Genomic DNA, 14,374 nt, shown 5'->3' on the forward strand with positions numbered 1-14,374 from the left:
AGGAGACCATATATGGGTATAGGTAATGTTTTTTATACATCCATTTCTTCTTGGCTCTATTAGATATAATGTTTGGTAAATAAAATTATTTTATATAATAATCGGTCACTTAAATTATTTTATATAATAACCGGTCATTACAATTATTTTTATAGATTATTAAGTTATTGGCACAACTTGTTGCAGTGAGTTAGGATCTTGCTCGTTTCTGAATGCTCGTTTAGTAAACCAGCTATAGGCAACGGGAGGTTGTCATGAACATTTTTATCAAGCTCAGTTTTTCTTTTCCTATCATTGTGGCAAGTAGTTTAGTCACATCAGCACTTAGTGCTGCCCCCCAAGCGTTAGTCCCCCCAGAAGTATTCTTAGAACAGCACAAGATAAAAATTGGCTTAAACAATGGTTGTTTAATTCCGAGTGCATGGCCAGTCGACAAGGCTGGTATATCTGACTGCGGTCGGTTAGACACATATTGGACCTACACAGAATATGGTCAGCTTATTACAAGAAGGAATTTAGCGCATGAATGGCAGTTTGGGTACGAATGCTTGACAGTGCCAGAAGGAGGTGGGGTGTTGTACACGGATACATGTGACATCAACAATACGCGTCAAAATTGGTACACCGATTATTCTCGGGTTGGTATACGCCTAAAAACAGGCAACGTAACATTGAGAAATCAATCGATATCGGTAACTCCGGAAGGGCTGGTTTCGATAAACCCGAGCTACCCTTTGGTCGTAGTACAAAATATGCAAGAAATGATCACCAAGCAATCACCAGGCTATACTCAGTTTTCATTAGATATCTATGCCAATAAACCCATCCCTGAAAATCACAGTCTTTATCCAACCTCTGCAGGCAATGTCTATTTTGGCAAAGACAGCGAATTGAGGACGTATAAAAATTTCTATAATGTCCATAAAAATACACTTTTTTCCAATTGGGGAGGTACCGTACGGTATACAGTTTGTTACATCAATCCATTGACAGATATTACGTCATGGGCGTGGGCTAAGGCGGGGGAATGCTCGATTGATGAACCAATCAGCGACAATTTACGCTGGGCATTTCGTCCCGATCCGAATACAAGTGGCTCAACACCACTTTACCACATCGAGCCTTCTCGCTTTTCGGGTAGGCTGGTTATGCAAAACTCGGGTACATACGCAAACTCTGGTTATGTTTCAGGTTCAAGGTATTCCAACCCATATAAAGTCGAGGAGTTTTACATTAGCTCACCGGGTGAGCTCGTAGCTAAATACTACGACAAAGTTGGTGTCGAGATTGGCGACATTCCTGCTCAGGAAGCGGCAAACGCTAAGATAATCCACGATGTTAAACAGTATTTCCTTGAGGACATTATTGGTGACTGTAATGCACAATGTTTGCTGAGACAGGTATCAAAGCGGTTGAGTCGTGTTGGCTACGCTCATACATGGCACCTTTTTCCAGTGACGTCGATTGAGGTGATGTCTTCTCTTTCAGGCAGAGAGAGCAGCGTAGCGGATGTTCACAGAAACAACGAAGTCTTTCGGGACAAAGTGATCAACACCATTAAGAATGGTCAACATATTATTGATCTGACAGTACTAGCGAGAATCGACGATTCTTGGATCACGAGGCTGCAAGATGCACTAAGAACGATTGAGATAAATGCACAACGAAATGGAACATCGCCTGTTGTTCGGATCTATGTGGGGCTAGGTGGTTTGGCGACGGGGTGGCCAGATTATGTGATTGATATTGTAAAACGGAAGCTCATCGGTCAAGGCTTTGTTTCTGAATCCGGGATCCCCGAAACACAGTGGAATACTCATCTGCAGGGCATATTAACTCAATTGGTTTCGAGTTTAACAGGTAAAACCAACATGCAGGTGTTCATTAGTGGGGGGAGAAAGAGCTTTTTGGTGCCAGATACAGGGCTCTTTGATCTCACATGGAATCACAGCAAGATTGTGGCGGTTGACGGGATAGAGGCTATTACTGGAGGGCACAATTTATGGGAGGAATATTTCGCAGAAACACCAGTCATTGATACATCCGTTAAGGTACAAGGTACGGCTGCGTATTTTACGCACAAAGTCGTCGACAAGATGTGGCGAACAGGGGACTTTAGGCACATGTTGAAATGGCAACACGGAGCGATAGCGTTAACTGATACTGTTCCATACGTTGAGCAACTTTTGCCCCTCCCACCTGTTATTTCTGGTGATATTGATGTGTTGATTTTGGATCAAGGAAATCCAATGACTATCGATGGCGCTGATCGATTTGATATGAAAGTAGGAGTTTTAGCGATGATATCAGCGGCTCAACAAGAGATCCTTCTTTCACAGCAGTCTCTCGTCAATCCATACAGTAAAAGTTGGTTCGGTGCATTGTTAAGAGATATCGACGAAGAGTTAGCCTACATGTTAGCCAAAAAATCGATTGAAGGGGTCGACGTGAAAGTAGTGATATCGAACTTGGTTGCCCCCTTTGATACCACATCTAATGCTTCGAATACTGATATTATTGGAGCCCTTTGGACAGCGGCAATCGACTCCGGCGTTACAAATGATGCAGACAGTCGACAAAAATTTTGCTCGCACTTTAAGCTAGGGAATCTCAGGATCGACCGTCAAAGTGAAACGTATCCCAACACAAACTACTCTTTTGCGAACCACTCTAAGGCGATAATGATTGACAAGAAACTCTTTTCGATTGGATCGCATAATGTTTATGAACAAAGACCCGCTTCGTTGATTGAAATGATGTATATTATTGCGAGTGAAACAGAAGCTGTGAAATACTACCAAGATTACTGGGCTCCATTGATCGGTAACTCTCAAAGAACTTTTGTGAGTAAAGAGCAATGCGTTAGGGCGATAACTTTCTAAATATATTGCGGTTATTGTGCCTTAAAGCGAAGCATATATGAAAGCCAGCAGAGATTCTGCTGGCTTCAGGGCTTCTGCTCTAAATTCAGGGGAGTGTTTAATTCTAGATTTCTTAGTTGCTATTGTTCATTTTGTAGTGATTGTACTCGCTATATACATCTAACTCGGTGTCCAAAACTGCTGGTACGGATCATTTTTCAATGTGATTCTACCAGAGATCGCAAGTACTCTGACGTCTCGAATAAATAACAATTTTTATGTGCTCAAACTTGTATCTTCAAGTTAATTGATTATAGAAAATGTAAGAGCCGCGATTGCGGCTCTTTAATCTTTTCTAACCTTATGAAACTACAAATAACGCCCTTCTAGATGCGCTCTGAAGTGATCAGCATTCAGCACTTCACCTGTGGCACGCTTCACCAAATCGTCGGTGGTGTGCAAGCAGCCTTGGCTCCATACTTTTTCTTCCAGCCATGTGAAGATTGGCGATAGGTCTTCGCTAGCAATAGCGCCTTCTACATCGACACTTTGCTTCATGCTTGCCATCATCTGAGCCGCGTACATGGCACCTAATGTGTAACTTGGGAAGTAACCAAAAGCACCATCTGTCCAGTGAATGTCTTGCATACAGCCATTGGTGAAGTTACCGCGAGTATCCAAGCCTAGGTAAGCTTGCATTTTCTCTGCCCAAAGCTCTGGTACGTCGGTGTGTTTGATTTTGCCATTCATCAAATCACGTTCGATTTCGTAGCGAAGAATCACGTGTGCAGGGTAGGTCAGTTCATCGGCATCCACGCGAATAAACCCTTTTTCAACACGGGTGTACAGCTTGTGGAAGTTCTCTGCTGAGAAAGTAGGATCGTCGTTACGTTGGAACTGCTTACGCGCTTTGTCTGCCAAAATTTGGATGAATGGCGTGCTGCGACCAATCTGCATTTCAAAAAAGAGAGACTGTGACTCGTGGATTCCCATTGATCGAGCTTCACCTACTGGTAAACCTGCAAATTTCTTAGGCAGACCTTGCTCGTAGCGTGCGTGACCCGTTTCGTGCACGGTGCCCATCATAGATTGGATAAAGTCGTTCTCATCGTAACGAGTTGTGAGGCGAACATCCGTTGGTACACCACCACAAAATGGGTGTGTACTTTCATCTAAACGACCATGGTTAAAGTCAAATTGCAGAAGCTTCATTACATCCAGCCCAAGTGCTTTTTGGTCTGCTGCACTGTATGTGCCAGTTGGCATGATAATATCTTCTTTAGCTTGCTTATCGATGACTTGGTTGATCAAGTCTGGAAGCCATGTTTTTACGTTGCTGAACACGGACTCCAGTGATTCCGTTGATACACCCGGCTCGTAGAGGTCTAGCATTGCATCGTAAGGTGTTTTCCCTGTCGCTTCAGCACGGATCTGCGCTTCTTCCTGAGAAAGTTTAACCACTTCAGCCCAGTTTTTTTCAAAGCCGTTCCAGTCGTTTTCGCCACGTTGGGTACGCCATGCGTGTTCACATTTTGAACCTGCTAATGATTTGGCTTCTACCAGTTCTTCAGGTAAGACGGTTTCTTGCTGCCAAATGCGCTTCATTTCAGCTAGGCTGGCTGTTTCGTCCGCAGACAAGGATTCAGATCCTGCTTTATCAAACCACTCAGCTAATTCTGGTTTATTAGAAAGCTGATGCAGGTGCACCGAAAGCTCGGCTAGCGCTTCAGAGCGTGCTTCACTGCCACCAGCGGGCATAACGGCTGCTGCGTCCCAGCCACAGATTGCCTCTAGGTGCTCAAAGCGAGAAATTTTTTTATTGTGTTTTACCAACTTGTCGTAGTAACTCATGGCTGTCCTTGTTACATAGGGGCTTGTTATTGTTGACGCCAACTATAGCAAGGCTTTAGCCTCAAATCATCGGGCGAAATGGTAAATAATTATTGTCCTGTGAGCTGAGCCAAAATGCTCAAAATTTGGGACTGAGCGCGATTTGCGGTATAAATTCAATGTCGTTGAATTTTTATGGAAAAGTCATGCAAATACTGAACATTGAAGCCTTTTTAGTTGCGATTACGATTCTTACATTAACACCGGGTCTGGATACTGCTGTTATAGTCAGAAATACAAGCCGCTCGGGTACGCAACATGGGCTGTTAACCAGTGTTGGGATTTGTTGTGGTTTGTTTGTTCATGCGACGTTTTCAGCGATCGGTATTTCTGCGATTTTATTGCAATCCGCTGAGTGGTTTATGGCACTCAAGCTTATAGGGGCAGGCTATCTTATTTGGTTGGGAATAGGTTCAATTCGCTCTTTGTTTCAAGCTCGCACTTCTTTGCCTAGCGAAATAGAAAACGTGTCGGGTATCACCCGTTTGGCAGTGTTACGAGAAGGCTTTCTTTCTAATGTACTGAACCCTAAAACCGCAGTTTTTTACTTGGCATTCTTACCACAATTTATCGACCCGCAAGGCAGCGCTGTCGCTCAATCCATGTTTATGGCAGGAATACACTTTGTTATTGCCATGGTTTGGCAGGGTGGCTTAGTGGTTATGGTCAACAAAGCCAAGGAGTTACTGAGCAGCGACACATTTCTAAAAGCGGTAGAAGGCGCAACTGGCGCTGTCTTAATAGGCTTAGGTGTTAAGTTGCTTGTCGACGAGAGTTAAGGCTCTCGCCAACCCAAAGCGACTACGTTGAAGTAATAACACCTGTATTAGAACGAGCTGTCTTCTCAAAGAAGAGTTTGGTTTCTTCCACAACCACATGCCTTAAAGCGATGAGCCCTATTAGGTTAGGTATTGCCATCAGCCCGTTCACAATATCGGCAATCAGCCAAATCATGTCCAGCTTTAAGAAGGCACCAGAAGCTACCAACACAACGAATACTATTTTGTAGGGCAATACGGCTTTAGTGCCCATTAGGTACACCACACAGCGCTCGCCATAGTAGTTCCAGCCTAAAATCGTGGTGAAAGCAAAGAAGATAAGCCCAATCGATACCAACATAGGTCCGAAAGTGTCGGAGTTAAGCCCCATGGCGAATGCCGATGTTGTCATCTCTGCGCCAGCGAGATCACCTTGCCAAGCTCCCGTCAAAATAAGCGTTAATCCTGTCATTGTGCAGATGATGATCGTGTCGAAAAAAGTGCCTGTCATCGAGATCAGCCCTTGCTTGACACAGGAATCTGTTTTGGCCGCTGCCGCTGCAATTGGTGCACTTCCTAAGCCCGACTCGTTTGAAAAGACACCGCGAGCGATACCAGATTGAATAGCCAACATGATGCTTGCGCCTAAAAAGCCGCCAGTTGCTGCGGTATTTGTAAACGCCGATTCTAGAACAAGCTGAATAGCCGGTATTACTTGGCTTGCATTCATCAGTAATACGCTGACACAAGCGCCAATGTACAGTAATGCCATGGAAGGAACGACTTTACCCGCTACGCGAGCAATGGACTGAATACCGCCCAAAGTAACAAACGCAACGAGTAGGGTAAGTACAACGGCTGCTATTTCTCGTGGCAAACCAAATGAAAGCTGAGAAGCGTCTAAAATCGCATTCACTTGTGGGAATGTGCCGATTCCAAAACAGGCAACGCCCAGCGCAAAGATGGCGAACATTGTCGCTAAAAACTTAGATCCCACGCCATCACGCAAATAATACATCGGGCCGCCAACCATCTGGCCGTTGCTGTCTTTTTGGCGATATTTTACGGCGAGTAAACATTCTGCGTATTTAGTTGCCATTCCAAACACGGCAGCCAACCACATCCAAAACAGCGCGCCCGGCCCGCCTAATTTTATGGCTGTTGCGACACCCACAATGTTACCGGTGCCGATGGTGGCCGATAAAGCGGTACACAGCGCAGCAAAGCTAGATACGTCACCAGAGCCCGTATCTTTGCTAAACACCATTTTTAACGCCTTGGGTAAATAGCGAAATTGAAGAATGTTCAGTTTGAATGTGAAATACACGCCTGTTCCTACTAGCAGGATCAGTAGCGGTGGTCCCCAGACCAAGTTATCAATGGTCAGTAAAATGGAATGCAGTTCTTGCATGGTTTCCCCTTAATTAATAAAACATAAGGAGAAGAGAGAAAGGGGGCGTCTACTCACAAGAGCAGATCCCAAAATGGGTTATTCACCAAAAGGTTTGGTTGAAATGGTTGCCTTTCACTCCTCTGTCCTTTTGCCTGAGAGTTTCACTTCTGTATAACCAAGTAATCTTTAGATCACTTGATAGAGAAGCTTGCTCCTTCGGCGACCGATTTAACGGTTCTCTCCAGAGGTTCCTCCAACAACAGTCCTCGCCAATTCAAGATTGAAAATCTGGAATTTAGCACCTGAAAGATTTACTTCTTCGGCGGGTTATACTCACTTAAATTGAAAAGTTAGAGTAAAACCTCTCTCCTGCTGTCTTCACTGGAACAAAAGTCTTTCGACTTTAAGCTGCGCATCGTACAAAAAGAAAAAGACGATGTCAGTAGCGGAAAATCTGTTTGCGCAAATAACGAACAAAGCAAACGATTAGTGAGGAAAGAAATGATGGAAATCAAGTTGTAATGAAATCTTGACCGAAGCCGACTAGCACTAATGTGGATTAAACCTATTATTAATTCAGCAGTAAAAACATGGAACGCGCTGTTTTCACGTCGGACTTTAAGCCCAAACCAACGCCAGACGGTGAAATGCGTATTAAATAGCCCACTAGAGGACACTCAATGTTTAACAATAAAATATGTGTTGTAACCGGTGCCGCCCAAGGTATTGGTAAAGCGGTTGTCGAACGGTTTTCTGAACAAGGTGCAACAAAGGTTTATGCCCTTGATATGAACGAACAAGTGCTGAGCGAAGCCTTTTCAAGTCATGAGAATGTACAAGCCGTCACGGTCAATATATGCGACCGAGAAGCAATAGCAGCACTGGTGAACGACATTAAATCAGAGTTTGGTCGAATCGACGTACTTGTGAACAATGCCGGTATCACGCGGGATGGCTTAATAGACAGAATGACAGAGCAAGACTGGGATCAAGTCATTGATGTGAATTTAAAAGGGGTATTCAACCTCACCCAAGCGATTGCACCAATAATGATGGAAAATGACTACGGATCCATTGTGACGATGTCGTCGGTTGTCGGAACAGATGGCAACATTGGTCAAACCAACTACGCCGCAACCAAAGGTGGCGTGATAGCCATGACGAAAGGATGGGCGAAAGAGTTTGCACGCAAAGGTGCGCAAGTGAGAGCAAACTGCGTTGCTCCAGGCTTTGTAGAAACGCCGATGACGGCGGATTTACCAGAAAAAGTATTGGATATGATGAAAGCAAAAACGCCACTAGGTCGGATGGGTAAACCAGAAGACATTACCAATGGGGTGGAGTTTCTAGCCAGCGATAAAGCCAGCTTCATTACGGGGCAGGTGTTAAAAATTGATGGGGGGCTAGTGATTTAACGCTTTCATTGATTCTAGATATAAGGTGGTCTGTTAAACGACCACCTCTTTTTTAACCATATTGGTTACATTTCAAACTAGCATTTCATTCGGTCCATAGTGGCCGCGATATTTCGGACATTGTGTTTACGCTCTAAGCTCAAAAAAGTGGTATAACTAACTGAACAGGAGGAAGTTATGACCAGACTAATTGCAATTGGGGTGCTTATTGCCATCGCCGTGCTACTTTTTCGTTATCGAACCAACGAAAAACTGCAAAAAGGCGTCATTCTTGCATCAATAATTGGGTTTGTAATCTACGTTGTGTCAGTTATGACCATGGAATTGATCAACTGACGTTGGAGCTAAAGAATGGTAGACAATAATATCCAAGACGAACGCGATGACGATCAGGAAGAAGTCGTCATTATTGAAGAGCGTAACAAATCCTCTTACATCTACATCACAGTTGCGGCCATATTAGGGCTAGCGATTGGTGGACTGGTTGGTGCCGTAGTTACGCAAAGCAGTTGGCAGGATGCCTACCTATCTCAAGATAAAGAAACTCAAACGTTGGCTGGTGAAAATGTACAGCTTCAACAAACAATAAGTGCCTATGAAGTCGACTCAGCCAAAGCGATTGAGTCGGCATTGATTCAGCAAGCAGATGAACTGAATGCTAAGTTCCAAGCACAACTTCAACAGCTACAGACGACGGTGACAGAGCTTGAAAAGGTGAACCTAGAGCAAGAAGCGTTGATTGCCCAACAAGGCTCACAACTTGAAGATTTGGGTATATCAAACCAAAGACTCAATCGACAAGCCGATTTACAAGCCTCTGTGTTTGAACGTTCAAGAGAAGTATTTCAGCGCGAAATGGCTATCCGACAAGAGTTAGACGGGTTGCTTAAAGAACAGAAAGAGCTGCTGCCTCAGAAGGAAAAACTCAGTAAAGAATGTGACGAGTTTTTGGCAGGCACATCTTGGGATGCGTCTTCAGATTCGTGTGATAAGAGTGACGACGTGAATTCCAAACTCAGCCAAATCGCACAAATGATTGAGGTTCATAAACTGGATCTTGAACAAATCAAAGCGCTGTCTGAAGGGTTGGGTTTAGGTAACTGATCTTTCTCGCGCAAAGCTAGTTTGATTTGAAAAGAAAACTGATTCGAAAACAAACCCTGCCAATGTTGTTGGCGGGGTTTGTTTTTTATAGGCATTTTTATCCGGCTAGACTTTGCGCATCCGAATTACGCATCCGAATCCAAGCGATACCAAACCAGATAAACGCAAGCCCCCAAAGCTGTGTGACCAAGTCTTTAATTTGCCAAAGCTGTGCGCCCATTTGATTCAGTTTTAAAAAGCCTTGAATAGCTGGCGTACTCGGGAGTGCATTTGCTATCCAAATCAGAGGTTGCGGCAGGCTTTCAACCGGCCATATAAACCCAGCGGTGAAAATCAGTGGCATTGAACTCACCAGCACAATTAACGTAACCAGCTCCGTTCTAGGCAATAGGCTGCCCAATACAATACCAACTGCGCCAGTGCTTATTAAGAAAGGGATAAGCAAAACGAACACGTTGGATATGCTGGCTAGCCTATTGATCTCGTAGAAATCAAAACTGAATCCGAAGTAATACAAACTGAGAGCAAGATATAAAACGCCGAACACAAAAACACGATGGCTTACGAGGCTTAATGACGACATTTTATGCCAGTACGCTGATGGGGTATTTGTATTCTTTTGGTGCGCAGTCAGAAGACCTGCACCCATGATCAATGTTTGATGAAGTATGAGTACAAAGACAGCGGGGACGACATAGTCGACGTAACCCATTTCGGGATTAAACGTGGGTTTAATGTTTAAGTGCACTGGTGAATACAGTTCACTGGCTTTCGCTAGTGGTATGCCATCAGCAAGCAGTTTTACCACTTTTGCTTTTGCTGCCAAAGTACCCGATGCTTGTGCCAGACCTTCAACAACCGCACCATAAACTAAAAAGTATGATGCGTCTCCAGCGTAAGACAGCACGGGGCTTTTACCTAGCATGAGATCCCGATAAAAGTGCTCTGGGATCACCAAAATACCGCTTACCTGTTGCGACAAAAACAACGATTTTGCGTCTTCTATGGCGTGTACTCGATGGGTAATGGCGACTTGGGGTGTCGCATCGACCATGCGTTCGAGCTGATAACTGGTTTGGCTTTTGTCTAAGTTAACCACCGCGACGGTTTGTTCCTGAGCCACTTGGTTAGCATAGGGGAGTGGATATAGGAAAGAGTAAAACAGAGTGCCACCAAACACCGTTAAAACAATCGCTGGATGCTTCACAATAGCGCGTAATTCTTGCCAAAGAGACTGAGGAAATAACCATTGAGTGCTCATGAGGTTACCGCCTTAGTCGAAACACTGTTCTTACGAATTAGCAATAACATCAGTATGAAAGGCACAATGTAGCCCGCCATTGGTATAAGTGTGTTCAACGTGTCTGCCCAAGTTGCCCCGTAGTTAGACTGGTAAACTTGCGCTTCAATGTAGTGGCTAACAGGCAACATAGAGCGCCAAGCTTGTGCGATACCATTCATTTCTGTAACGGGAAAAGTGATCCCCATAAAGGCGAAGCTGGGGGCGGTGAATGCGCCAGCGAAACTCATGGCTCGCGTGGCATCCAGACTCAAAAAGAAAAATACGCTTCCCATGATCATACAGGCAATAACCATCAATATCTGTGCAAGCAATAAAATGGCGATGTCGCCATGAAATGGCCAGCCCAGTCCAATGTAAAACCAGAAAAGCATCAAAAAGCCTTGGGCGACAAACACTAAAGAGTAAGGCGCAAGTGTTCGAAACACGTTTAAAATAGGTGCGTCATTGAACCACTGCTCCTTGCCTCTCAAACGCAAGTTCGCGGCTAATGCCATCACGGTGCCAACCACAATGGCAATTTGCCATATTGCAGGTACCACAGCGCCAAGAAGAAACTGCGAATAGTTGGTATTACTGTTAAACAGAGGCGTGATTTGGCTTCGCACTGGTACCGCTTGCCCTAGAGCTTGCACAGGCGTTATATCGCCTCCTAACAGCACTTTTCCAGCTTCAAGTTTTGCATTAAACGTCCCTTGAGCTTGCAACAATGCGGAATTGATTAATCGACCGATAAGTATGTATTGCGTGTTTGTAAACGCCGAAATTTGCGGTGGCTTGCCCTGCAAAACATGCTTGAAGCTGTTTGATGGTATCACTATGTAGGCATAGATCTCGCCAGACTGAAGTGCCTCTTTAGCCGATAGCGTATCGGTGTAATGGCTTTGTACATCAAGGCTTGGGGAGGCATCGTAATGACGTACAAGCTCGCGTGAAAACTGAGTGTGGTCGTGATCGACAATACCAATCGCCATATCTCTTGCGAGCCCTTGATTGAACACACCCCAAATGATCACCGCAACCAGAATAGGAATCCACGTTAACGCAGACAAAAGCCATTTGTCTGCTTTAACTATTAGGCATTGTCCAGAGCCCAAGCGTTGCTCAGAAAACAAACGTTGCCCTGAGAAGCGTTGCCCTGAATCCGATGAAGATTGAATCATGGATTATAAACTCTCTATGACGACACTCATGCCCATACGAAGCCCTTCTGTTGGCTTGGTTGGGCGCGCTTCAACTTCAAACGTTCTCATATCAAAACCCTGAGAAGAATCGGTAGAGCGCCACGTTGCGAAATCACCCATTACGGATACGTGAGAAACTTTGAAGGTAACGTGCTGTTCGATCGCTGGAACCCATGCTGAAAACTCACTGCCTTTAGAAAACTGACTCAGTAAATCTTCACGAACATTGAACACAGCCCAAGCATCTTCCATATCCAATACGGTCACAACAGGGAACCCTTGAGGTGCTAATTCACCTGGGCTTAGTAGAACTTGTGATACCTCACCTTTAAACCAGCTTCGGATTTTAGTATCGGCGGCAAAGGCTTCGACTTCAGCAACGGCACCGGCGGCCATTCTGGCTTTCTCCGCAGCAGCGCGTTTGGTTTCATCGCGCGCGCCTTCGTTTGCCATTTCATACATTTGGTATGCGGCACTTTCCGTGTATTTAGCGGCTTGCCACTGAGTTAACGCCTCATCACGTTTTTGTTCCGCGACAACACCATCTTTGTATAGGTTGTTAATACGGTTATAGGTTTTTTCCATCAAGTCTGATGCGGCTTTGGCTTTTTGCCACTGATCTTTGGATGCTTGAATTTGCTGATCGCGTGCGCCTTTTTCTGCTTCTTGAGCCAGTGCGCCGGCCGCTTCTTTACTCGCCACCGCTTGTTCTAACTTGGCGTCTAGCTCTGGGCTGTAGATAGTGAAGATAAGATCACCATTTTGAATCTCATCGCCTTTTCGAACCAATACTTTGTCGATACGACCAGCGACTTTGGATGAAATATTGTATTGCTGCGCTTCGATTTGCCCTTGAAGGCGCAGGGGCTGTTCTTCATAGGCCGCGTTGAAACTGTGAATCAGCCATCCACCTAAACCTAAGGCGATGACGCCAGCGAAAACAGGTTTTAATAGGTTTGATTTCATGATTGAGTCTCCAGATTGGCTCTATGTTCGTATTGATGGAAAGTGGTCATTTCATTGCTCAGTGCGAGCAGTTTATTCAGTGCGATAAGGTAGTTGAAACGTGCGGCATGTTGCTGCGTTTTAATGCTGGCTAAATAAAGCTGAGCATCGACGACTTCTAATGAGTTAGATAAGCCTTGCGAAAACGCACGTTGGCGAAGCTTAAGGTTTTCTGTTGCTAGGTTTAAGCTAGAGGTGAGCCCATTGACTTCTTCCTTGGCTTGCTCGGCTTCTAAATAGGTTTTCTCCACTAACACTTGTAAGTCTTTTTGCGCTTGTGCCTTTAAATGTTGAACTTGTTGAACGGCGCTATGAGCAGCCTGAGAGCGGTCAGAGCGACCAGAAGAGTCGATAAGTGGAATGCTGACTCCGACACCAACGAGCCAGTCTGGCTTCATTTGGCTTGCCAAGCTGTCATGTTCATATACGGTGTAATCGCCATATAGGTAAACATTCGGGAAGTATTTCCCGTCTTCTGCTTTCACCAAATTGCTGGCTTGTTGCTCCTTGGCGTCGAGCAATTGTAAACCCGGGTAGGTATTTAAGGTTTGATCAACAAAAGCCGACATTGGCGGTAGGCTATCGTTAATGAATAAAGCGCTTTGCAACTGAACGTCTTGTACATTTAGCATTTTGGCTAACGCGGTTTTTGCGATGTCCAAATCACGCTCTGCTTTTTTCCGATCCACTTTGGCTTTGTCTAACGAGGCTTCGGCTTGTAAGCGTTCTACCTTAGCGATTTGCCCTTGTTTTTCCATTTTCAAAGCGAAGTTGCGGTGTTTTTCTAATCCATCCTCAACGGCGTGCCTTGTTTCAACCACTTTTTTGGCAAGGACGACGCTGAAATAAAATTTGGTCAGGTCTTCAAATTTTGCCTGCCTTTCCATCTCAAGTTGGCTGCGCGCTTCTTCAGTTTGACCTTTCGCTATTTCTTGAGCCGCTGTAATTCTTCCGCCTGTGAATATCGGCCAAATGGCGCGGATAGACGACGAAAAAATGTCTTTCTCGGTAATAGTGGAACTCGCACCTGCTAGGCTTTGAATAACACTTGGGGGCAACATATGACCCAAGCCCGATAGGTCGACATTAGAGCTATCAGCAACTTGCCCAGCCGATAATGTCACATCGTCATCTAAGCGAGTGTAGTTAGCAGAAAGGGTGACTTTGGGTAAGTTTAAACTGTCTTTCGATGCTTGAAGGTGTTGGTAACGCTGAAGATTGGCTCGAGAAGCAGATAAGGCGTCGCTTTGTTGCTGCACGATTTGCCACGCTTGATCAAAGCTAACTGGCTGAGATTGCGCGGAAAAGGGTAGGGTAATCAGTGTCCCCAAAAGAAAGGCAAAAGGTCTCTTTTTCATCATTAACTGACCGCTGAAAATTTAAAATAGAGTTTATACTCTAAAAAATGGCTGTGCAACCGAGTCTTTTTGATAAAGGAGTCAATTTTTTGCGACGCCTAACGGA

The 14,374-nt window shown here is 44.8% G+C and carries 11 protein-coding genes and 1 riboswitch; of the genes, 5 read left to right on the forward strand and 6 right to left on the reverse strand.

Annotation, left to right across the window (positions count from 1 at the left end; genetic code table 11):
* Window positions 1-254: 254 nt before the first annotated feature.
* Window positions 255-2,882, forward strand: a complete 2,628-nt coding sequence (locus CW749_RS21625) for a phospholipase D-like domain-containing protein (protein ID WP_101114475.1) — start codon at window positions 255-257, stop codon at window positions 2,880-2,882.
* A gap of 348 nt (window positions 2,883-3,230) precedes the next feature.
* Here CW749_RS21625 and CW749_RS21630 read toward each other — a convergent pair whose 3' ends face one another.
* Entirely contained in the window at window positions 3,231-4,712 is a 1,482-nt protein-coding gene (locus CW749_RS21630) for a carboxypeptidase M32 (protein WP_101114476.1), read from the reverse strand.
* A 185-nt stretch (window positions 4,713-4,897) separates the two neighbouring features.
* Here CW749_RS21630 and CW749_RS21635 point away from each other — a divergent pair, with 185 nt between their 5' ends.
* Window positions 4,898-5,530, forward strand: coding sequence for a LysE family translocator (locus CW749_RS21635; RefSeq protein WP_101114477.1), 633 nt, complete (start codon window positions 4,898-4,900; stop codon window positions 5,528-5,530).
* A gap of 22 nt (window positions 5,531-5,552) precedes the next feature.
* Here the strand turns inward: CW749_RS21635 and CW749_RS21640 are convergent, their stop codons facing one another.
* Window positions 5,553-6,920, reverse strand: a complete 1,368-nt coding sequence (locus CW749_RS21640; RefSeq protein ID WP_101114478.1) for a sodium:alanine symporter family protein — start codon at window positions 6,918-6,920, stop codon at window positions 5,553-5,555.
* A 112-nt stretch (window positions 6,921-7,032) separates the two neighbouring features.
* Window positions 7,033-7,157: riboswitch (glycine riboswitch) on the reverse strand.
* Window positions 7,158-7,582: 425 nt separating this feature from the next.
* Between CW749_RS21640 and CW749_RS21645 the strand changes: the two genes are divergently transcribed.
* From CW749_RS21645 to CW749_RS21650, 3 genes are all read left to right on the forward strand, one after another.
* On the forward strand, window positions 7,583-8,317 hold the full coding sequence (locus CW749_RS21645) for a beta-ketoacyl-ACP reductase (RefSeq protein ID WP_101114479.1): 735 nt from the start codon (window positions 7,583-7,585) through the stop codon (window positions 8,315-8,317).
* Between the two features lie 177 nt (window positions 8,318-8,494).
* Complete coding sequence (locus tag CW749_RS28270; protein WP_167404709.1) at window positions 8,495-8,653, forward strand: hypothetical protein; 159 nt, start codon at window positions 8,495-8,497, stop codon at window positions 8,651-8,653.
* A gap of 15 nt (window positions 8,654-8,668) precedes the next feature.
* Entirely contained in the window at window positions 8,669-9,421 is a 753-nt protein-coding gene (locus CW749_RS21650) for a chromosome partitioning protein ParA (protein ID WP_101114480.1), read from the forward strand.
* A gap of 97 nt (window positions 9,422-9,518) precedes the next feature.
* Here the strand turns inward: CW749_RS21650 and CW749_RS21655 are convergent, their stop codons facing one another.
* The 4 genes from CW749_RS21655 to CW749_RS21670 are packed head-to-tail and all read right to left on the reverse strand — an operon-like array spanning window position 9,519 to window position 14,268.
* A complete protein-coding gene (locus tag CW749_RS21655; RefSeq protein WP_101114481.1) occupies window positions 9,519-10,682 on the reverse strand; it encodes an ABC transporter permease in 1,164 nt (387 codons plus the stop codon).
* Window positions 10,679-11,884: an ABC transporter permease gene (locus CW749_RS21660; protein WP_101114482.1), complete on the reverse strand. Its 1,206-nt coding sequence runs from the start codon at window positions 11,882-11,884 to the stop codon at window positions 10,679-10,681. The genes CW749_RS21655 and CW749_RS21660 overlap by 4 nt, the downstream gene beginning before the upstream one ends.
* A 3-nt stretch (window positions 11,885-11,887) precedes the next feature.
* Entirely contained in the window at window positions 11,888-12,871 is a 984-nt protein-coding gene (locus CW749_RS21665) for an efflux RND transporter periplasmic adaptor subunit (RefSeq protein WP_101114483.1), read from the reverse strand.
* On the reverse strand, window positions 12,868-14,268 hold the full coding sequence (locus CW749_RS21670) for a TolC family protein (RefSeq protein WP_101114506.1): 1,401 nt from the start codon (window positions 14,266-14,268) through the stop codon (window positions 12,868-12,870). The genes CW749_RS21665 and CW749_RS21670 overlap by 4 nt, the downstream gene beginning before the upstream one ends.
* Between the last annotated feature and the right edge of the window lie 106 nt (window positions 14,269-14,374).

Source organism: Vibrio sp. vnigr-6D03 (assembly GCF_002835515.1).
GTDB classification, from domain to species: Bacteria; Pseudomonadota; Gammaproteobacteria; order Enterobacterales; family Vibrionaceae; genus Vibrio; species Vibrio penaeicida.